The 20,849-nt window shown below is 74.4% G+C and carries 14 protein-coding genes; 6 read left to right on the top strand and 8 right to left on the bottom strand.

Annotated elements, in window-relative coordinates; translation table 11 throughout:
- Positions 1-115: 115 nt before the first annotated feature.
- The 3 genes from msrA to VM95_RS30970 all read right to left on the bottom strand — a co-directional run bounded on the left by msrA (position 116) and on the right by VM95_RS30970 (position 3,799).
- Positions 116-781 (bottom strand): peptide-methionine (S)-S-oxide reductase MsrA, encoded by a 666-nt coding sequence (gene msrA, locus VM95_RS30980; RefSeq protein ID WP_045703066.1) that lies wholly within the window; start codon positions 779-781, stop codon positions 116-118.
- Between the two features lie 104 nt (positions 782-885).
- The gene (locus VM95_RS30975; protein WP_052707682.1) at positions 886-2,010 is read right to left on the bottom strand and encodes a hypothetical protein; all 1,125 of its coding nucleotides are present in this window, start codon (positions 2,008-2,010) and stop codon (positions 886-888) included.
- Between the two features lie 133 nt (positions 2,011-2,143).
- The gene (locus VM95_RS30970) at positions 2,144-3,799 is read right to left on the bottom strand and encodes a M48 family metalloprotease (protein ID WP_045703064.1); all 1,656 of its coding nucleotides are present in this window, start codon (positions 3,797-3,799) and stop codon (positions 2,144-2,146) included.
- Between the two features lie 169 nt (positions 3,800-3,968).
- Here VM95_RS30970 and VM95_RS30965 point away from each other — a divergent pair, with 169 nt between their 5' ends.
- Positions 3,969-5,123, top strand: a complete 1,155-nt coding sequence (locus VM95_RS30965; RefSeq protein WP_045703061.1) for a cystathionine gamma-synthase — start codon at positions 3,969-3,971, stop codon at positions 5,121-5,123.
- Here VM95_RS30965 and VM95_RS30960 read toward each other — a convergent pair.
- Positions 5,120-5,608, bottom strand: a complete 489-nt coding sequence (locus VM95_RS30960; RefSeq protein WP_045703059.1) for a MarR family winged helix-turn-helix transcriptional regulator — start codon at positions 5,606-5,608, stop codon at positions 5,120-5,122. The two genes, VM95_RS30965 and VM95_RS30960, sit on opposite strands and share 4 nt — an antisense overlap.
- A 122-nt stretch (positions 5,609-5,730) precedes the next feature.
- On the opposite strand from VM95_RS30960, the gene ilvA reads away from it, so the two are divergent.
- The 3 genes from ilvA (at position 5,731) to VM95_RS30945 (ending at position 9,033) form a co-directional block, all read left to right on the top strand.
- Positions 5,731-6,942, top strand: coding sequence for a threonine ammonia-lyase (gene ilvA, locus VM95_RS30955; RefSeq protein ID WP_045703057.1), 1,212 nt, complete (start codon positions 5,731-5,733; stop codon positions 6,940-6,942).
- Positions 6,943-7,151: 209 nt separating this feature from the next.
- A complete protein-coding gene (locus tag VM95_RS30950; RefSeq protein WP_045703055.1) occupies positions 7,152-8,171 on the top strand; it encodes a daunorubicin resistance protein DrrA family ABC transporter ATP-binding protein in 1,020 nt (339 codons plus the stop codon).
- A gap of 1 nt (position 8,172) precedes the next feature.
- The gene (locus tag VM95_RS30945) at positions 8,173-9,033 is read left to right on the top strand and encodes an ABC transporter permease (protein WP_078860803.1); all 861 of its coding nucleotides are present in this window, start codon (positions 8,173-8,175) and stop codon (positions 9,031-9,033) included.
- A gap of 73 nt (positions 9,034-9,106) precedes the next feature.
- Here VM95_RS30945 and greA read toward each other — a convergent pair whose 3' ends face one another.
- Together greA and VM95_RS30935 are read right to left on the bottom strand one after the other, a co-directional pair.
- Positions 9,107-9,607 (bottom strand): transcription elongation factor GreA, encoded by a 501-nt coding sequence (gene greA, locus VM95_RS30940; protein ID WP_045703053.1) that lies wholly within the window; start codon positions 9,605-9,607, stop codon positions 9,107-9,109.
- Between the two features lie 314 nt (positions 9,608-9,921).
- Complete coding sequence (locus tag VM95_RS30935) at positions 9,922-10,335, bottom strand: DUF4307 domain-containing protein (RefSeq protein ID WP_045703050.1); 414 nt, start codon at positions 10,333-10,335, stop codon at positions 9,922-9,924.
- Positions 10,336-10,576: 241 nt separating this feature from the next.
- Between VM95_RS30935 and mca the strand changes: the two genes are divergently transcribed.
- Both mca and VM95_RS30925 read left to right on the top strand, forming a co-directional pair.
- Positions 10,577-11,485 carry a mycothiol conjugate amidase Mca gene (mca, locus tag VM95_RS30930; RefSeq protein WP_045703087.1) on the top strand — a complete coding sequence of 303 codons (909 nt, stop codon included), beginning with the start codon at positions 10,577-10,579 and terminating at the stop codon, positions 11,483-11,485.
- 49 nt (positions 11,486-11,534) lie between these two features.
- A complete protein-coding gene (locus VM95_RS30925; RefSeq protein WP_031076542.1) occupies positions 11,535-11,726 on the top strand; it encodes a hypothetical protein in 192 nt (63 codons plus the stop codon).
- Between the two features lie 73 nt (positions 11,727-11,799).
- Here VM95_RS30925 and VM95_RS30920 read toward each other — a convergent pair whose 3' ends face one another.
- Positions 11,800-12,960 (bottom strand): acyl-CoA dehydrogenase family protein, encoded by a 1,161-nt coding sequence (locus tag VM95_RS30920; RefSeq protein ID WP_208615559.1) that lies wholly within the window; start codon positions 12,958-12,960, stop codon positions 11,800-11,802.
- 4 nt (positions 12,961-12,964) lie between these two features.
- Positions 12,965-20,849 (bottom strand): type I polyketide synthase (locus tag VM95_RS30915; protein WP_045703042.1); only part of this gene is annotated, 7,885 nt, incomplete at its 5' end.

Below are 20,849 nucleotides of genomic sequence, written 5' to 3'. Positions count from 1 at the left end.
CCACGAGGCGGCGCGGCCACCGACGGGCGGCCGCGGCTCGCCCTGCTGGCCCTTCCAGTCTGCGCCCGGACCGGGGATCGCTCACCTTGGGTGGCCGACCCCCGGTCCGGCCGGCTCAGCCCTCGGTGCGGGCCACGCCGATCGGGCAGGAGGCGCCCGTACCGCCCAGGCCGCAGTAGCCGCCCGGGTTCTTGGCGTCGGAGAGGTACTGCTGGTGGTACGGCTCGGCCGGGTAGAACGGGCCCGCCGGGGCGATCTCGGTGGTGATCCGGCCGTGACCGAGCGTGGTCAGGGCGGGCTGGAAGGCGTCCCGGGTGGCCGCCGCGGCCTCGGCCTGGGCGGGGGAGTGGGTGTAGATCGCGGACCGGTACTGGGAGCCGACGTCGTTGCCCTGGCGGTTGCCCTGGGTCGGGTCGTGCGCCTCCCAGAAGGCCTTCAGCAGCCGCTCGTACGGGATCACCGCCGGGTCGAACACCACCCGGACCGCCTCGGTGTGCCCGGTCAGCCCGCTGCACACCTCCTCGTACGTCGGGTGGGGCGTGTAGCCGCCCTGGTAGCCGACCAGCGTCGTCCAGACGCCGGGCAGCCGCCAGAACGTCCGCTCGGCGCCCCAGAAGCAGCCCAGCCCGAAGTCGGCCACCTCCAGCCCCTCCGGGTACGGGCCGGTCAGCGGGTGGCCGAGCACGGTGTGCGGCTCGGTGAGGGTGAAGGCGGGCGCCTCCCGGCCGGGGAGCGCCTGGTCGGCGGGGACGAGCGAGGTCTTGTGGCGGTTGAACAGCACGGCCTGCTCCAGCGGGTCGGGGAAGGTGGCTCAGGGTGAAACGCCGACGGCCGCCCCCGGATTCCGGGAGCGGCCGTCCGGGCCGGGCCCTGCGGTCGTGACGGTCAGGAGGCCGCGGCGACCGCGCCCCGGACGGCGTCGATCCGCAGGTCGACGAAGGCCTGCCGCGGGTCGTTGAAGCCGTTGAACGGCGGCGGGATGACCGGGCCGAGCGCCTGGTACTGGGCGAGCGCCTCGGTGTGCCGGCCGGCCTTGGTCAGGGCGTACGCCAGCCAGCCGCGGGTGAAGGTGACGCGGATGTTCTCCGGGTCGGCGGCGGCCAGGTCGGCGAGCGTCGCGTCCAGGGCGGCGCCGACCTCGGGGCTCTGCCACGAGGCGGGGGTGTTCCTGCCGTCCCGGACGAACTGCTCCCAGAAGGCCGACAGCTTGAGCGGCGTGAGCAGGCTGCCCGCGGGGGCGGCGGCGATCGCCCCGTCGATGAACCCGTGCATCAACTCGTGGCTGCCGCGCCACTTCTGGCACCAGTACTGCAGCGCCCGGTCGTGCGCGCCCCAGTTGTGGGGGTCCCGCGCGGTCAGCTCGGCCCAGAGCTCGCGGAAGCGGTCGTTGGGGTAGCCGAGGCCCATCGCGACGGGGATCCGGGCGGACCACGGGTTGGGGTCCTCGGGGGCGAGGGCGGCCGCCTCCGCGCAGGCATCCTCGGCCTGGGCCAGCACCCGGTGGAAGCCGTCGAACTGCTCCCGGCTGACCTCGCTGGCCCGGGCGCTGCTGCGGATGTTCCAGGCCAGGAAGACCAGGGCGTTCGCGTTCACCAGCGCGGCCGTCGGGTCCTGCGGGTCCTCCGCGCGCCAGGCGCGCAGCCAGGTGTCGTCCTCGGCCGCCAGGGAGGCCGCCCCGTACAGGCGCCGCCCCCGGACGTCGTGGGTGGCGCCCGCGCGGATGTAGGCCGCGATCGGGCGCCAGTCGCCGGCCTTGGCGGCGTCCAGGGCGGCCGCCTCCTCGGGGCCCGGGTCGCCGAACACGACGAGGTCCTTGCCGAGCAGCAGCCCGTGGTCGGCCGGGACGATGGTGTTCTTCGCCCGCTCCTCCTCGGCGAGCCGCGCCCGGTGCCGCGCGATGGTGGCCCTGGCCTGCTCGACCTGGGCCGTCTTGCGCTTGGCCAGCCGGGTCATGACGACCGGGAACAGCAGGACGAGGCCGATGACGGCGAACACGATGATGCCGATCAAGGGGGAACCTTCCGGGGGAGGACGTGGGGACGTCGTGGGGGCGGACGGGCCGGAGGGCGGCGTGCGCAGCGGCACGGTATCCGGGGAGTCCTCGCAGGTGGCGGGCGGGGCCCGGCCCACGAGGGCGCTCGGGTCAGGCCGTCGCGGCGGCGGGCGTGGGGAGGCCGGCCGCGGTGAGCAGCGCGCGCAGCGGCGCGGTGTCCGCCTCGTCGCGGCAGGCGGCGTCGAGGGCCGCGTCGAAGGAGTCCTCGAAGCCGTCCGGCAGCCGGAGTTCGGCCGGCCCGGACCAGGAGAGCTCCCAGCCGGCCAGGCCGGCCTCGGCCAGCGCGACCAGGGCGGCGTGCGCCAGCTCCTCGCGCAGCACCGGGCGGGCGAACTCGCGGGCGGCCCGGCCGGTGGCCGCGGCGGCCTGCTCGCTCTTCGGCAGCCGGTCGGTGAACTCCCACGCCCGCCCGGCGTCGACCGCGGCGAGCAGGCCGTGCACGCCGGCCGGCAGGCCGAGCGCGGTCAGCGCCGCGTACGCCGGGGCGGCCGCTTCGCGGGCGTGCGCCAGCATCGCCGCGCGGACCAGCTCGGGCCACGCGAGCCGCTGCTTGCCGGCCGCCTCGGGGACCAGCGAGGCGACCTCCAGCTCGGCCAGCACCCGCTCGGCGTCGTGCAGCAGCGCCAGCGCGGGGCCGGCGGCACCGGGGCCGCGCCCGTCGTCGGGCAGCGCCTCGATCGCGGCGATCCGGCGGTCGATCGGCGGGTGCGAGTCGTACGGGTCGGGCTGCTCGGCGGGCGGTTCGAGCGCGAACTCGGCGAGCTCCTTGCGCCGCTCCGGGTCGCTCAGCAGGTGCAGCAGGCCGCCGTAGACCTGGCCGGGCGGCGGGAGCAGACCGGCGTCCCAGCCGATGGTGGCGTAGCGGCTGAGGTAGAAGCCCTGGGCGGAGTCCAGCACCGGCAGCCGGCGCAGCGCCGAGGCGGTGGCGTCCCGGCCCGCCAGCTGGGCGGCGACCCGGTCGGCGGCGTACTCCTGGCGGCGGCCGACCGCCTCGGAGACCCGGAAGTAGAGCTTGGCGTAGAGGGTGAAGAGCTTGGCGAGGGCCCGGTCGACGCCGCCGGTGGCCTCCGCCGGGGACGGCTTGCGGCCCTTGGCCAGCCGCTTCTCGGCCTTGGCGGCGAGCTTGGCGGCCTCCTCGGCCTTGTGCTGGTCGGCGCGCCGGTGCAGCCCGCCGATGGTGTGCAGGACGGCGCGGCGGCCGGCGACGGTGACCGCGGCCAGCTTCACGTCCCGGTTGCTGTAGTGGCCGAACTCGTGGGCCAGGACGGACTCCAGCTCGCCCTCGGTGAGGCCGATCAGCAGCGGGGCGCCGATGACCAGGTGGCGCGGGCCGGGGACCAGCCCGAGCATCCTGGTCTCCTCCCGGACGCCCGCGTTGACCTCGGGCACGAGCCGGATCTCGGCCGGCCCGCGCACGCCCGTCCGCTCGGCGATCCGGTCCACCAGGGCCCACAGGGCGGGCTGGCGCTCGCGGGTGAGCGGCACGCCGGGCTGCTCGCCGTCGTCCGTGCGACGGCGGGTCAGGAAGACCACCCGGAGCACCGGGTAGGCGATCGCGGCGCTCAGCGCCCAGATCTTGACCAGCGCCGGGCGCATGTGGTCCGAGGCCTGGTACAGCGAGACGTCGATGGCGAGCAGGCCCCCGATGATGCCGAGGGCGAGCAGGTAGAAGCCGGCCAGCAGGGCGACGGCCGTGGCGGCCCGCCCGGACGTGCTCAGGCCGGTGGAACGCTGGGGCGCGCCCATGCGGTCGATCCTCCCCGGGGCGCGACGGCAGGGCGGCGCGCGGTTGTTGCCTGGTGAACAGGTGTGCGGCAGGGGGAGATGGTAGCGGTGCGCCGGGGGCGGGCGCACCGGGGATCCGACTCGGCCGTTCCAGCGAGCGCACGGGCGTTCAAGGCTTAGGCTCGGAGCCATGACCGAGCACCAGCTTCCCCAGGGCTTCGAGACCCTCGCCATCCACGCGGGTCAGGAAGCAGACCCCCAGACCGGGGCCGTCGTCACGCCGATCTACCAGGTGTCCACCTACAAGCAGGACGGGGTGGGCGGCCTGCGGGGCGGCTACGAGTACAGCCGTAGCGCCAACCCGACCCGTACCGCGCTGGAGGAGTGCCTCGCCGCGCTGGAGGGCGGCGCCCGCGGCCTCGCCTTCGCCTCCGGCCTGGCCGCCGAGGACACCCTGCTGCGCACCATCCTCAAGCCGGGCGACCACATCGTGATCCCCAACGACGCCTACGGCGGCACCTTCCGGCTGTTCGCCAAGGTGCTGACCCGCTGGGGCGTCGAGTTCTCCGTCGCCAACACCCAGAACCTGGACGACGTCCGTGCCGCGCTGCGCCCCACCACCCGCGCGGTGTGGGTGGAGACCCCGTCCAACCCGCTGCTGGGCATCACCGACCTGGCCGGCCTCGCCGAGGTCGCGCACGGCGCCGGCGCGCTGCTGGTGGTCGACAACACCTTCGCCAGCCCGTACCTGCAGCAGCCGATCTCGCTCGGCGCGGACGCGGTCGTGCACTCCACCACCAAGTACATGGGCGGCCACTCGGACGTGGTCGGCGGTGCGCTGGTGCTCGCCGAGGCGGGCCTCGGCGAGGAGGTCGCGTACCACCAGAACGCGATGGGCGCCGTCTCCGGGCCGTTCGACGCCTGGCTGGTCATGCGCGGCATCAAGACCCTCGGTGTCCGGATGGACCGGCACAGCTCCAACGCGGAGAAGGTCGCCGAGCTGCTGACCGGCCACCCCAAGGTGAGCCAGGTGCTCTACCCGGGCCTGCCCGAGCACCCCGGCCACGACATCGCCGCCAAGCAGATGAAGGCCTTCGGCGGCATGGTGTCGTTCCGGGTCGCCGGCGGCGAGGAGGCGGCCGTCGAGGTGTGCAACCGCGCGCGGCTGTTCACCCTCGGTGAGTCGCTGGGCGGCGTCGAGTCGCTGATCGAGCACCCGGGCCGGATGACCCACGCCTCGGCGGCCGGCTCGCCGCTGGAGGTGCCGGCCGACCTGGTGCGCGTCTCGGTCGGCATCGAGTCGATCGACGACCTGCTGGCCGACCTCACCCAGGCCCTGGGCTAGGCCTGTTGCTGCCCCTGCTGGTCCGCCGAGTACGACTCCATCGCGAGGTTGAAGCGGGCCAGCAGGGTGCAGAACGCGCGCTGCTCCTCGGGCGGCCAGCCGGCCGTCAGGCGGCGGGTCAACTCGGCCCGGCCGTCGCGGACTTCGGCCAGCCGGCCGGAGCCGACCGGGGTCAGTGCGAGCCGTACCGCGCGGCGGTCGGCCGGGTCCTGCACCCGGCCGACCAGCCCGGCCGCGACCAGCGGGGCGACCTGCCTGGTCACCGTCGAGGAGTCCACGCCGAGGGCGTCGGCCAGCGCCTTGACGTTCGCCGGCCCGTGCCGCTCCAGGCGGTCGAGCAGCAGGTAGGCGGCCCGGTCCAGGGTCCCGCCGCCGCCGGACGTCCGGACCTGCTCCATCCGGCGGGAGAACACCGCCAGCTGGTACTGGAGTTGGGTGTGCAGGGGGTCGGTTCGGTCGGTGGCCTGGGGCGAGGTGGTCGTCATCGCGGCTCACGATCGGTGTGCGGTGAGGGAGGCTCAGGAGCAGCAGCGTACGCGGGCCGGGCGGGCCCGGGAACAGGCCCGGCGTCCCGGATCGCACTCCTCCGCCGCTCTAGGCTGACGCCATGCACACCTGGCCGATCACCCTCGACGACGTCCGCGGGGCCCAGAAGATGCTCGCGGGGGTCGCCCGGGTGACCCCGATGGAGGGCAGCCGGTACCTGTCCGGGCTGGTCGGCGCGCCGGTCCACTTGAAGTGCGAGAACCTGCAGCGCACCGGCTCGTTCAAACTGCGCGGGGCGTACGTGCGGATCGCCGGGCTCTCCCCGGTGCAGCGGGCCGCCGGGGTGGTGGCGGCGAGCGCCGGGAACCACGCCCAGGGCGTGGCGCTGGCGGCCGCGCTGCTCGGGGTCCGCTCGACGGTGTTCATGCCGCTCGCGGCGCCGCTGCCGAAGGTCGCCGCCACCCGGGACTACGGCGCCGAGGTGCGGCTGCACGGGGCGACCGTGGACGAGGCGCTGCAGGCCGCGCAGCGGTACGCGGAGGCGACCGGCGCGGTGTTCATCCACCCCTTCGACCACTGGGACGTGGTCACCGGCCAGGCGACGGTGGGCCTGGAGATCCTGGAGCAGTGCCCCGAGGTGCGCACGATCCTGGTCGGCGTGGGCGGCGGCGGACTGCTGGCCGGGATCGCCGCGGCGGTCAAGCCGCTGCGGCCGGACGTCCGGGTGGTCGGGGTGCAGGCGGCGGGCGCGGCCGCGTACCCGCCCTCGCTGGCGGCCGGGCGGCCGGTGTCGCTGGAGCGGTTCGCCACGATGGCGGACGGGATCATGGTCGGGCGGCCCGGGGACATCCCGTTCGAGGTGGTCAACACCCTGGCGGACGGCATCCGCACCGTCTCCGAGGACGCGCTGTCGCGGGCCCTGCTGCTCGGTCTGGAGCGGCTGAAGCTGGTCGTCGAGCCGGCCGGAGCGGCGCCGATCGCGGCGCTCCTGGAGGGGCCGGAGTCCTTCGAGGGCCCGGTGGTCGCGGTGCTGTCCGGCGGCAACATCGACCCGCAGCTGATGCAGCGGGTGCTGCGGCACGGGCTGGCGGCGGCCGGGCGCTACCTGTCGCTGCGGGTGCGGCTGGCGGACAAGCCGGGCTCGCTGGCGGACCTGCTGGGCGTGCTGACCAGGGTGGACGCCAACGTGCTGGACGTCGCCCACGTGCGGATCGACCCGCGGCTGGGGCTGACCGAGGTCGAGGTGGACCTGCACCTGGAGACCAAGGGGCCGGAGCACTGCGCGCTGGTGGTCGGGGAGTTGAGGGACGCGGGGTACGTCGTCTCCGACTGAACCGGCCGCCGACCGGCCGCCCGCCGACCGGCCGCCGACCGGATCCGAGCGTTCCGCCGGAATTCCCTTGACGCGATGTATCGCGAGTCGCCAGACTCACGATGCATCGCGTTCTGTGTTCGGTGGGCGAGAACCGAGTCGCCCGCGCGCCCGGAAACGGGGCAGAGTGGGACAGATCGCACGATTAGTCCGATGAGATGAGGCAGGTCATGGCGCCAGCCATCCAAGCCGAGAACCTGGTGAAGACCTTCGGCGACGTACGCGCCCTGGACGGCGTCAGCCTGGACGTCCCCGAGGGCACGGTGCTCGGGCTGCTCGGGCCGAACGGCGCCGGGAAGACCACCACCGTCCGCGTCCTCACCACCCTGCTCCGCCCCGACTCCGGCCGCGCGGTCGTCGCCGGGGTCGACGTCCTCGAGCACCCCGACCGGGTGCGCAGCCTGATCGGCCTCTCCGGCCAGTACGCGGCGGTCGACGAGTACCTCACCGGCTTCGAGAACCTGACCATGGTCGGCGAGCTGTACCAGATGAGCGCCCGCGCCGCGAAGGCCCGGGCGCTGGAGCTGCTGGAGTGGTTCAACCTCACCGAGGCCAAGAACCGCACCGCCAAGACGTACTCCGGCGGCATGCGACGCCGCCTGGACCTCGCCGCCGCGCTGGTCGTCCGGCCGCCGGTGATGTTCCTGGACGAGCCGACCACCGGGCTCGACCCGCGCAACCGGCTCGCGCTCTGGGAGGTCATCGAGACCCTGGTCGAGCAGGGCACCACGCTGCTGCTCACCACCCAGTACCTGGAGGAGGCCGACCGGCTCGCCCACGACATCGCCGTGGTCGACCACGGCCGGGTGATCGCCCGCGGCACCGCCGACCAGCTCAAGGCGCAGATCGGCGGCGAGCGGATCGAGCTCGTCGTGCACGAGCCCGGCGAGATCGCCGACGCCGTCGCGGCGCTGTCCCGGTACGCGCTCGGCGAGCCGACCGTGGAGCGCAACACCCGGAAGATCACCGTGCCGGTCAGCGGCGGCGCCCGGGTGCTCGCCGACGCCATCCGCGAACTGGACGGGCGCGGGGTGGAGATCGACGACATCGGGCTGCGCCGCCCGACGCTGGACGACGTCTTCCTCACCCTCACCGGGCACGTCGCGGAGACGGCCGAGGAGAACGGCGCGGAGGCCGACGTCCGGGGCCCGGAGGAACAGCAGGCCGTCGCGGCCGGGAAGGGGCAGTGAGATGACCACCACCGCCACCGAACACGCCATCGGCGCGGCGATGCCCGCCCGGCGCCGGGGCCCGGCCGCCACGCTGCACGACTCCTGGGTGGTCGCCAAGCGCAACCTGCGCCGGATGACGCGCATCCCCGAGATCGTCGTCTTCGGGCTGATGCAGCCCGTCATGTTCGTGCTGCTGTTCTCGTACGTGATGGGCGGGGCGATCAAGATCCCCGGGGCGAACTCCAGCTCCCACACGTACATCCAGTTCCTGATGGCCGGCATCTTCGCCCAGACCGTCACCTTCGCCGTCGCCGGCGCCTCGGCCGGCATCGCGGAGGACATGACCAAGGGCCTGGTGGACCGCTTCCGCTCGCTGCCGATGGCCCGCTCGGCGGTGCTGGCCGGGCGCACCCTGGCCGACCTGTGCCAGACCGCGTTCACCCTGGTCGTGCTGGGGCTGGTCGCGCTGCTGGTCGGCTGGCGGATCCACGACGGGGTGCTCAAGGCGCTCGGCGCCTTCGGGCTGCTGCTCCTGCTCGGCTACGCCTTCTCCTGGATCGGCGCGCTGATCGGCCTGTCGGTGCGCAGCCCGGAGGCGGCCACCTCGGCCGGGCTGATCTGGCTGTTCCCGCTGACCTTCGTGTCGAACGCCTTCGTGCCGGTCACCTCGATGCCGGGCTGGCTGCAGGGCGTCGCCTACTGGAACCCGTTCAGCGCGACCGTCCAGGCCTGCCGGGACCTCTTCGGCAACCAGGTCGGGCCGGTGGACAGCGCCTGGCCGATGCAGCACGCGGCGCTGGTGTCGGTGCTGTGGTCCGTGGTGATCACGGCGGTGTTCTCCTGGCTGTCGGTGCGCAAGTACCGCTCCGCCGCGGGCTGAGCACGCCGAAGGGCGGCGGCCCGGAGTCCGTGGGACTCCGGGCCGCCGCCCTCCGGCGCGGTGCGCGGGTGGGTCAGCCGGCGTGCGGCACGACCTTGACGATCTTCACCATGGCCGGCTTGCCGTTCGGCAGCTCGTAGGTGGCCTCGTCGCCGATCTTCTTGCCGTCGATCGCGCGGCCCAGCGGCGACTGCGGCGAGTAGACGTCGAGGGTGTCGGAGCCGGCGACCTCGCGGGAGGCGAGCAGGAACTCCATCAGGTCGTCCTCGTCGCCGTCGAAGGCGACCGTGACGACCATGCCCGGGGCGACCACGCCCGAGTCGGCCGGGGCCTCGCCGACCTTGGCGCGCTCCAGCAGCTGGGTCAGCTGGCGGATGCGCAGCTCGGTCTTGCCCTGCTCCTCCTTGGCGGCGTGGTAGCCGGCGTTCTCCTTGAGGTCGCCCTCCTCGCGCGCCGCCTCGATCTTCTCGGCGATCTCGATGCGCCAGGGCCCGGTCAGATGGTCCAGCTCGGCCTTGAGCTGGTCGTAGCCGGCCTGAGTGAGCCAGGTCACGTTCTCACTGGTCTGGGTCACGGGTGCTCCTCGTAGGTGCGGGGCGGTGCTGAGGGTGTGAGTCGTCAGCAGGGTTGTCGGTGATTTCGGTCTCAACTACAAAGCAACGCCCGCTCCCGTACCATCCGGTGCGGAAGGGGCGAAACCACGAGCCTAACAAGTCCTGCCGACAAGCGGGAGGGCCGTTGGCGCGCCGTTGACGGCGGCGTTGCGCCACGGTGTACGGGAACGGCCGGTACGGGGTCGCGGGGTGGGACTTCCTACGGATGCCCGCTCCTCCCGCCGAGTATGCACCGAGCCCCCGACACCCGCGCGTGGCGCCCGCCCGGGGCGGGTCAGCCGGCGGGCGTGCAGTGCAGCAGTTCGGCGGTGGTGCCGCGGGCGGTGGTGCGCAGGACGACGTCGGCCTCGTAGCCGGAGCCGTCCGCCGGGACGGGGAAGTCCGCCACGCCGACCACGCCGTGGTCGTCCCCCTGGGAGCGGACCGTGCAGGTGCCGGCCGTCCCGTCGCTCTTGCGCACGCTCAGGTGCAGTCGCACCTCGGAGTCGGAGACCACCTGGAAGGTCGGCACCGAACCGTTGATCTTCGACTCGCGCAGCAGGTAGGAGCCGCCCAGCCAGGCGATCAGGCCCAGCGCCAGGACGCCGCACACCGCGCCGACCACCTTCAGGCGGCGGTCCGACTCGCCGTCGCCGCTGCGGCCGTAGCGGCCCTCGGGCGGCCGCTGGGCGGTGGTGTCTGCAGTCATCGGACTCCGTCCTCTCCTGGGGGAGGGGCCGCGCGGGCGGTGCGGGGGAATGCGACGCGCCTCCAGTCCGTCACTATAGGAGGGGCACGCCCGAAGCCGGTCCGGTGGGGGCGGGGCCCGGCCGCGCCGACGACGGCTCGCCGGCCGGTTCCGCGGCGGCGCGGCCCCGCACGGAGCGGTTCGAACGGTGGGCAGTCCGGACTTCGCGGGACGCCCGAACATGTGGAAGGAACGCAAGGCGTTGACTGAGCAGTTGCGACTGATGGCGGTGCACGCCCACCCGGACGACGAGTCCAGCAAGGGCGCGGCCACCATGGCCATGTACGTCGAGCAGGGCGTGGACGTGCTCGTGGCCACCTGCACGGGGGGCGAGCGCGGGTCGGTTCTCAACCCCAAGCTGCAGGGGGACCCCTACATCGAGGAGAACATCCACGAGGTGCGGCGCAAGGAGATGGACGAGGCGCGCGCCATCCTCGGGGTCAAGCAGGCCTGGCTGGGCTTCGTCGACTCCGGCCTGCCGGAGGGGGACCCGCTGCCCCCGCTGCCCGAGGGCTGTTTCGCCCTGCAGGACGTGAAGGAGGCGGCCGAGCCGCTGGTCCGGCTGATCCGCGAGTTCAAGCCGCAGGTCATCACGACCTACGACGAGAACGGCGGCTACCCGCACCCGGACCACATCATGACCCACAAGATCACCATGCTGGCCTTCGACGCCGCCGGTGACCCGGACGCGTACCCCGAGGCCGGCGAGCCCTGGCAGCCGCTCAAGGTCTACTACAACCACGGCTTCCCGATGGGCCGCATCCGGGCCCTGCACCAGTACCTCACCGAGCACGGGCACGACTCGCCGTACGGCGAGTGGATCGAGGGCTGGGAGAAGAGCGGCCGCAAGGAGCGCGAGATCACCACCCGGGTGCGCTGCGACGACTGGTTCGAGACCCGCGACCGCGCGCTGATCGCCCACGCCACCCAGATCGACCCGGACGGCCCGTGGTTCCGCGTGCCGCTGGAGGTCCAGCGCGAGGTCTGGCCCACCGAGGACTACGAGCTCGCCCGTACCCTGATCGATGTGGACCTGCCGGAGGACGACCTGTTCGCCGGTGTGCGCACCCCCACCCTGGCGGCCGAGGCCGCCGGCGACACGCGCGACTGAACCACCCCCCGATGGTCCGGCTCCCCGTGAGCCGGGCCACCATAGAGATATGAGTGCCCCCGTGAACCTCGTCCACCTCGCCGCCGATCTCGCCGTCGACGACGCCAAGGTCACCCCCGGCCTGCTCGGCTTCGTGGTCTTCGCCGCCCTCGGCGTGGCCACCTGGTTCCTGGCCAAGTCGATGAACCGGCAGTTCAAGAAGGTCGACTTCACGGAGGAGCCGGAAGCTCCCAAGGAGTGACGAGAGGCCCCCGGCCCCGCGCGGCGGATGCGCGCGGGGCCGGGGGCCTGTCGGACGTGCGGGCCGGCCGGGGCTACGAGCGGCGCGGGACCGGGATCACGTAGCGGCTGAACACCAGGTCGCGCAGGACGTCGTCGCCGCCCTCCACGATGGAGATGTAGCGCATGTCCCGCATCAGCTTGTTGATCGGCGACTCGTGGGTGTACCCGAGCCCGCCGAACATCTCGGAGCCGACCGTGGCGATGTCCCAACCGGTCTGGCCGCAGAACATCTTGGCGGTCAGCGCCGACTTGAGGGTGCCCTGCCGGTGCCACAGGTCGGCGGCGTCCGGGCTGGCCATGACCGCGTCGTAGTCGCGGCCCGCGCGCAGCAGGTGGCTCTTCATGACGTCGATCTGCATCTCCATCTGGCCGAGCTTGGCCGCGAACACGGGGTTGTCCAGCAGGACGCCGTCCCGCAGCGGCTTGGTCTTGGCGTAGGTCATGCAGAGGTCGCGGATGCGGCGGGCGATGCCGAGCGCGGTGGTGGCGATCAGGATGCGGCTGGCGTTGAGGCCGATCTCCAGCAGCCGCAGGCCCGAGCCCGCCAGGCGGTTGGCCGCCGGGACGCGGCAGCCCTTGAGGCTCACCTGGTAGGTGTAGGAGCTGCGCACGCCGATGACGTCCCAGCGCTTGACGATCTCGATGCCGGGGGTGTCGCGCGGGATCAGCACCATCGCCGACTGCTCCGGGTCCTCCGCCGAGCGGCCGACGACGAGCAGGAAGTCGGCGAAGTCGGTGTTGGTGGAGAAGAACTTCTCGCCGGTGACGACGAGTTCGTCCCCGTCCACGGCCACCACGGTGTCGATCTTGCCGAGTTCGCTGCCCGCCGCCCGCTCGCTGCCGAGCGTGGCGCAGAACGAGCCGCGCTCGGCCATCGGCGCCAGGTAGCGCTTCTTCAGCTCCTCGGAGCCGTACAGCTCCACCATGCTGGTGCCCAGCACCGAGATGAACAGCGTGAACGCCACCCCGGCGTCCCCGTAGGCGAGTTCGTTGACGAGCTCGACGCCGTCCTCCAGGCTCAGGCCCCGGCCGCCCAGCGACTCGGGCAGCCACCAGTTGGCCAGGCCGGTCTCCCGGAACCGCTCGTAGACCTCCGAGGGCTTCTCCTCGAACGCGTCCAACTCGGCGTACCGGCCGTCCAGGTGCTGCTTGACGAACGCGCGCACGGCCTTCAGGTCTTCAGATTTCATCATCCCACTACTCATTCATCGCACGCTGGATGAGGTCGTCGAGGTCCAGCCCGTCGATCTCGTCATCCAACTGGTCCGCTGCCAAGTCCTCGTCGTCCGCCGGAAGTTCCGCGTCGGGCGTGTCCTCCGGGAACAGCAGCTCCTGGATCCGTACCGCCAGCGTCGCCGGCGTCGGGTAGTTGAAGATCACCGTCGCGGGGAGCTGGACCCCGGTGTCCTTCTTGACCTGGTTGCGGAACTCCATCCCGCTCAGCGAGTCGAAGCCGATCTCGTTGAAGGACATGTCGGCGTCGATGTCGTCGACGTCCGGGTAGCCCAGCACCACGGCCGCGGTGGAGAGCAGCAGGTCCAGCAGCTGGGTGCGCTGCTCGTCGGGCAGCAGGGCCGCCAGCCGCTGGGCGATCGCCGGTTCCGTCCGGTCCTCGACGCGCCGCGGCCGGGCCGGGGCCAGGCCGCGCAGCAGCGCGGGCACCGACTCCTGCTGGCGCAGCGCCGCCAGGTCGAGCACGGCGGGCACCGCCGTCGCCGTGTCGAGGGCGAGCGCGGCGTCGAACAGCGCGGCCCCCTTCGCGGCGTCCAGCGGCACCAGGCCGCCGCGCCGGAACCGCGCCAGATCGGCCTGGCCGAGGGTGCCGGCCATGCCCAGCTCCCACGGGCCCCAGGCCAGCGACACCGCCGGCAGTCCGGCGGCCGCGCGGTGCGCGGCCAGGGCGTCCAGGAACGCGTTGGCCGCGGCGTAGTTGGCCTGGCCGGCGTTGCCGAGCGTCCCGACGACGGACGAGTACAGGACGAAGGCCGACAGGCCGAGGTCCTTGGTCAGCTCGTGCAGGTGCCAGGCGGCGTCGACCTTCGGCTGGAACACCCGGCCCAGCTGGTCCGGCGTCAGGGACTCGGCGGCGCCGTCGTCGAGCACGCCCGCCAGGTGGACGACCGCGGTCAGCGGCGCCCCGGCCGGGATCCGCGCCAGCCGGTCGGCGAGCGCGGCCGGGTCGGACACGTCGCAGGCCGCCTGGGTGACGTCCGCGCCGAGCGCGGCCAGCTCCGCGGCCAGGTCGGCCGCACCCGGTGCCGCCGATCCGCGCCGGCTGAGCATCAGCAGGTTCCGCACGCCGTGCTCGGCCACCAGGTGCCTGGCGACCAGCGCGCCGAGCGCGCCCGTCGCGCCGGTGAGCAGCACCGTGCCCGCCGGGTCCCACGCCGGGGCCGCGGCCCGCGCGGCCGGCGCGGGGGCCAGCCGCGGCACGTACGCCGCGCCGGCGCGCAGGGCCAGCTGCGGCTCGCCGGACAGGTCCAGCGTCTCCAGCGCCCGCAGCGACCGCTGGTCCTCGTCGGTGTCGACCAGGACGAACCGGTCCGGGTGCTCGGCCTGCACCGACCGCAGCAGGCCCCAGACCGGCGCGGCGGACAGGTCGGGCGACTCGTCCCGGGTGACGGCCACCGCGCGGCGCGTCACGATCACCAGCGGGCGCTGGTCGGTCCGTTCGTCGCGCAGCCGCTTCTGCACCAGGTCGAGCACCTGCTGCGCGGTCGCCCGCGCCGCGGCGGGAACGTCCCCGCCGGCGGCCGGGGCCACCTGGGCGAACTCGAACTCCGGCACGGTGCCGCCGGGGGCCGCCGCCTCCAGCGCCGTCCAGTCGACGGCGTACAGGGCGTCGGCGGCGCTCCCGCCGGACAGCTGCTCGACGGACGCGGGCATCAGCGACAGCGACTCGACGGACAGCACCGGGTCGCCGGCCGGGCCGGTGATCCGCACCGACACCTCGTGGGCGTCCTTGCGGGCGATCCGGACCCGCAGGTCCGTGCCGCCGGGCGCGTGCCCGGTCACCCCCGACCAGGCGTACGGCAGCAGCACCTGACTCGGGTCCGAGCCGGTCAGCAGCGACAGCATCGGGTGCAGCGCCGCGTCGAACAGGGCCGGGTGCACGGCGAACCCGGCCGAGGCGCGGGGGACGTCGTCCGGCAGCCGGACCTCGCCGTAGACCTCGTCGCCTCGCCGCCACAAGGCGCGCAGCCCCTGGAAGGCCGGCCCGTAGACGTAGCCGCGGTCGACGAGCTCCGGGTAGAAGCCGGCCAGCTCGACCGGCGCGGCGCCCTCGGGCGGCCACACCCCGGAGCCGGACGCGTCGGGCACCGGGCCCGCCCCGGTGGCCAGGAAGCCGGTCGCGTGCGTGGTCCACGAGCCCGCCGCCGAGGACGGACGGGAGTGGATGCCGATCGGGCGCCGGCCCGACTCCTCGGGCGCGCCGACGATGATCTGGAGCCGGACGGAGTCCGCGCCGAGGACCAGCGGCGCCAGGAGGGTCAGCTCCTCCACGCTCCGGCAGCCGGCGCCGTCCAGGGTCTGCAGCGCCGCCTCGACGAAGGCCGCCCCGGGGAAGACCGTGTTGCCGAAGATGGCGTGGTCGGCCAGCCAGGGGTCGTCGGTCGCCGAGACCAGGCCGCTGAGGACCAGCTGGTCGCCGACCGCGAGGTCGGTGGCGGCGGCGAGGAACGGGTGCTCGACCGCGGCGAGTCCGGCGCCGCCGACGTCGCCCTGCGGCTTCGCGGGCTGCGCCCAGTAGCGCTGCCGGTCGAAGGCGTAGGTGGGCAGGTCGACGGGACGCCCGGCGGCGCCGACGGCGCCGAGGTAGGACTGCCAGTCGACCGGCACGCCCGCGACGTGCAGCTGCGCCAACGCCTCGGCCGCCGCCCGGGATTCGGGCCGGTCCTTGCGGACGACGGGGACCACGGGCAGGTCGGGCGCCGAGTCGGCCAGGGTCTCCCGGGCCATGGCGGACAGGACGCCGTCCGGGCCGACCTCGACCAGGACCTCCGCCCCGGCCGCCACCGCGGCGCGCACGCCGTCCGCGAACCGGACGGCCTCGCGGACGTGGCGCACCCAGTACTCCGGCTGCTCCAGCGCGCCGTCCTCGGCGAGCGATCCGGTGACGTTGGAGACCACCGGGATGCGCGGCGCCGCGTAGGACACCGACCGCGCCACCTCGCGGAACCCGTCCAGCATCGGCTCCATCAGCGGCGAGTGGAACGCGTGCGAGACCCGCAGCCGCGTGGTCTTGCGGCCCATCGCGGCGAGCGTCGTCTCGACCTCGGCGACCGCGTCCTCGGCGCCGGAGACCACCGCGGAGGTGGGGCTGTTCACCGCGGCGATCGAGACGGACTCCTCGTAGCCCTCCAGCGCGTCGATGACCTCGTCCTCGTCGGCCTGGACGGCCAGCATGCTCCCGCCCCGGGGCAGGGCCTGCATCAGCCGACCGCGGGCGGCGACCAGGCGCGCCGCGTCGGCGAGCGAGAAGACGCCCGCCACGTGCGCGGCGGCCAGCTCGCCGATCGAGTGCCCGACCAGGACGGCGGGGGTGACGCCCAGCGACTCCAGCAGCCGGTACGCCGCCACCTCGAAGGCGAACAGGGCCGGCTGCGTCATCGCCGTCTCGTTCAGCAGCGACGCCCGCTCGGAGTCGGGCTCGGCCGCCACCACGTCGTCGATCGCGTGCTCCAGCAGCGGGTCGAGCTCGGCGCAGACCTCGCGCCAGGCGGCGGCGAACGCCGGGAAGGTCGCGACCAGTTCGCGGCTCATGCCGAGCCGCTGGCTGCCCTGCCCGGAGAACAGGACGCCGACGCCCGGCGCCGTCGCCGCGCTGCCCGTGACCACGGCCGCCGAGCGGTCGCCCCGGGCCAGCGCGTCCAGCCCGGCCAGCAGGTCCTCCCGGCCGGCGCCCAGCACCACCGCGCGGTGGTCGAACGCCGTCCGCTCCGCGGCCAGGGAGTGCGCCACGTCGGCCACCCGCGGCGCCGGCTCGGCGGACGCCGCGGCGTGCAGCCGCTTCGCCTGCCCGGCCAGCGCGCGCCGGCCGCGCGCCGAGACCAGCCACGGGACGAGGCCGGTCGGCTCCGGCTCGTCGGCCGGCCGCGCCGACTCGACGGGGTCGCCCTGTTCGAGGATGACGTGCGCGTTGGTGCCGCTGATCCCGAAGGACGAGATGCCGGCCCGGCGCGGCCGCTCGGCGGCCGGCCACTGCTGCTGCTCGGTCAGCAGCTCCACCGCGCCCGACGACCAGTCGACGTGGTGGGACGGCGTGTCGGCGTGCAGCGTGCGCGGCAGCACACCGTGCCGCATCGCCATGATCATCTTGATCGCGCCGGCGGCGCCCGCCGCGGCCTGGGTGTGGCCGATGTTGGACTTCACCGAGCCCAGCCACAGCGGCTGTTCGCGGTCCTGCCCGTACGTCGCCAGCAGCGCCTGGGCCTCGATCGGGTCGCCCAGGGAGGTGCCGGTGCCGTGCGCCTCGACGGCGTCGACGTCCGCCGGGGACAGGCCGCCGCCGGCCAGCGCCTGCCGGATCACCCGCTCCTGCGAGGGGCCGTTCGGGGCGGTGAGCCCGTTGCTCTCGCCGTCCTGGTTGACCGCGCTGCCGCGCAGCACGGCCAGCACGCGGTGCCCGTTGCGCCGCGCGTCCGAGAGGCGTTCGAGGACCAGCACGCCGACGCCCTCGGACCAGCCGGTGCCGTCCGCCTCGTCGGAGAACGCCTTGCAGCGCCCGTCCTCGGCGAGCCCGTTCTGGCGCGCGAACTCGATGAACATGCCGGGGGTCGACATCACCGTCACACCGCCGGCCAGGGCCAGCGAGCAGTCGCCCGAGCGCAGGGACTGGGCCGCCAGGTGCATCGCCACCAGCGAGGACGAGCACGCCGTGTCGACGCTCACCGCCGGGCCCTCCAGGCCCAGCGCGTAGGCGACCCGGCCGGAGACCACGCTGGTGGCGCTGCCGGTCAGGGCGTGGCCGCCGAGGTTGTCGGGGACGTCCGCCAGGTGCGGGAGGTAGTCCTGGGCCATGGCGCCGATGAAGACGCCCGTCCGGCTGCGGCGCAGCGCCGCCGGGTCCTGGCCGGCGCTCTCCAGCGCCTCCCACGCCGTCTCCAGCACGAGCCGCTGCTGCGGGTCCATCGCCAGCGCCTCGCGCGGGCTGATCCGGAAGAACGCGGCGTCGAAGTCCGCGGCACCGGCCAGGAAGCCGCCCCGGCGGGGGAAGTCCGCGCCGGGCGCGACCTGCCAGCCGCGGTCCTCGGGGAAGCCGGTGATCGCGTCCCCGCCCTCGGAGACCAACCGCCACAGGTCCTCCGGCGAGTTCACGCCGCCGGGGAGCCGGCAGGCCATGCCGACGACCGCGATCGGGTCGTCGGCCGGCGCGGCGGGGCCGGCGGCGCCGGCCTCGTGGGCGGGCCGGTCGGTGTCGGGCCCGGACAGCTGCTCGCGCATGTGCCGGACGACCGCGCCCGGGGTCGGGTGGTCGAACAGCAGCGAGGTCGGCATCCGCAGGCCGGCCGCGGTGTTCAGCCGGTTGCGCAGCTCGACGGCCGTCACCGAGTCGAAGCCGAGCTCCTTGAAGGTGTGGTCGGCCCCGATCAGCGCCGGGTCGGGGTGACCGAGTACCACCGCCGCCTGCGAGCGGACCAGCTTCCACAGGTCCTGCTCGCGCATCCCGGCGGGCTCCGCCCGGACGGGCTCCGCGGACTGGGCGGACTGGTTCGACTGGTCGGACTGGGCGGACGGGACGGGCAGCGAGCCCTGCGCCCCGGAGACCCAGTACGGCCGGCGTTCGAAGGCGTAGGTGGGCAGCTCCACCCGCCGGGCGCCCGGCAGGGCCGGCCGCCAGTCGACCGGCAGGCCCAGCGCGAACAGCTCGGCCATGGACAGCAGCAGGCGGCGGGCCTCGTCCTCGCCCCGGCGCAGCGTGCCCTGGACCACCGCGGCGCCCGGCACGCCCGCGGCGGCCACGGTGTCCTCCAGGGCCGTGGTCAGCACCGGGTGCGGGCTGATCTCCAGGAAGACGCGGTAGCCGTCCTCGGCCAGCGCCGTGACGGTCTCCGAGAGCCGCACCGGCTGCCGCAGGTTCCGGTACCAGTACTCGGCGTCCAGCTCGGCCGCCCGCGCCGGAGCGGCGTTGACCGTCGAGTAGAACGCGACACCGCTGTCGGTCGCCGTGATGCCCTCGGCGGCCCGCAGCACCTCGTCGCGGATCGCCTCCACGTGGGAGGAGTGCGACGCGTAGTCGACCGGGATGACCTTGGCGCGGATCCCCTTCGCCTCGCACTCGGCCACGACCTCGCGCACCGCGTCGACGGCGCCGGCGATCACGACCGCGTTCGGGCCGTTCACCGCCGCGACCGAGACCCGTGACTGGTCCACCTGGTCGGCGGGCATGGCCAGCGAGGCCAGCGTCCCGCGCCCGGAGAGACCGGCGTCGATGGCCAGGCTGCGCCCGACGACCAGCCGGAGCCCGTCCGCCAGGGAGATCAGGCCGGCCGCGCAGGCGGCCGCGATCTCGCCCTGGGAGTGTCCGACGACGGCGTCGGGCACCACACCGGCCGAGCGCCACACCTCGGCCAGCGAGACCATGACGGAGAACAGGGCGGGCTGGACCACGTCCACCCGGGCCAGCGCCGCCTCGTCACCGAGCACGTCCCGCAGCGACCAGTCGACGAGACCGCCCAGCAGCCGCTCGCACTCGTCCATCCGGGCGGCGAACACCGGGGACGACTCCCACAGGCCGCGGGCCATCCCGACCCACTGGGAGCCCTGGCCGGGGAAGACCCAGACCACGCCGCGGCCGGTCTCGGCGGTGGAGCCCGCCACGACCGTCGCCGACGGCTCGCCCGCGGACAGCGCCGTCAGGCCGTCCAGCAGCTCGGCGCGGTCCGCGGCGACCACGACGCCGCGGTGCTTGAGCGCCGAACGGGTCGTCACCGTGGAGTAGCCGACGTCGGCCGGGCGCAGCTCGGGCCGGGCCTCCAGCCACTGCCGCAGCCGTGCGGCCTGGGCCCGGACGGCCGTGGGGGAGGCGCCCGAGACCACGACGGGCGCCGGGGCTTCCTGGGCCGGGGCCTCGGGGGCCTCGGGGGCCGCGGCGGGCCGCGGCTCGGGGGCGGCGACGACGAGGTGGCAGTTGGTGCCGCCGACGCCGAAGGAGCTGACACCGGCCAGGCGCGGGCCCTCGGGCCACGGCCGGGCCTCGGCGTTGACCCGCAGCTTCCACTGCTCCAGCGGGATGTCCGGGTTCGGGCTCTCGTAGTTGAGGCTCGCCGGGAGGACCCCGTGCTTCATCGACAGCGCGACCTTGATCAGGCCGAGCACGCCGGAGGCCGGTTCGAGGTGGCCGATGTTGGTCTTCACCGAGCCGACCAGCAGCGGCCGTTCGGCGTCGCGGGCGGTGCCGAGCACCGCGCCGAGGGCGTTCGCCTCGACCGGGTCGCCCACCTTCGTGCCGGTGCCGTGCAGTTCGACGTACGCCACCTGCTCCGGGTCCACCCCGGCCCGGTCGTACGCCTGCCGCAGCAGGGCCTGCTGCGCGTCGCGGTCGGGGACGGTCAGGGCCTGGCCGGCGCCGTCGTGGTTGACGGCGCCGCCGAGCAGCACGCAGTAGACCGGGTCGCCGTCGGCGACGGCGTCGGCGAGGCGCTTGAGGACGACCACGCCGGCGCCCTCGCCGCGGACGAAGCCGTTGGCGCGGGCGTCGAAGGTGTAGCTGCGGCCGTCCGGCGACAGCGCGCCGGAGCGGGCGAAGGCCAGCGTGCTCTCCGGCGCCAGGTTGAGGTGCACGCCGCCGGCGAGGGCGAGCCGGGCGGCGCCCGAGCGCAGGCTCTCGCAGGCCATCTGGACGGCGACCAGGGAGGAGGACTGGACGGTGTCGACGGTCAGGCTGGGGCCGTGCAGACCGAGCCGGTGCGAGACGCGGTTGGCGATCAGGCCCCGGCTCAGGCCGGCGATGGAGTGGTGGGACAGCGCGTCGGCGCCGTGCCGGTGCACCAGCGAGGCGTAGTCGTCGCCGGTGGCGCCGAGGAAGACGGCGGTGGCGCTGCCGTGCAGGCTGTCCGGCGGGAGGTAGGCGTCCTCCAGG

Source organism: Streptomyces rubellomurinus, from assembly GCF_000961885.1.
Taxonomy (GTDB): domain Bacteria; phylum Actinomycetota; class Actinomycetes; order Streptomycetales; family Streptomycetaceae; genus Kitasatospora; species Kitasatospora rubellomurina.
This window is presented reverse-complemented; position numbering and strand designations above follow the sequence as displayed.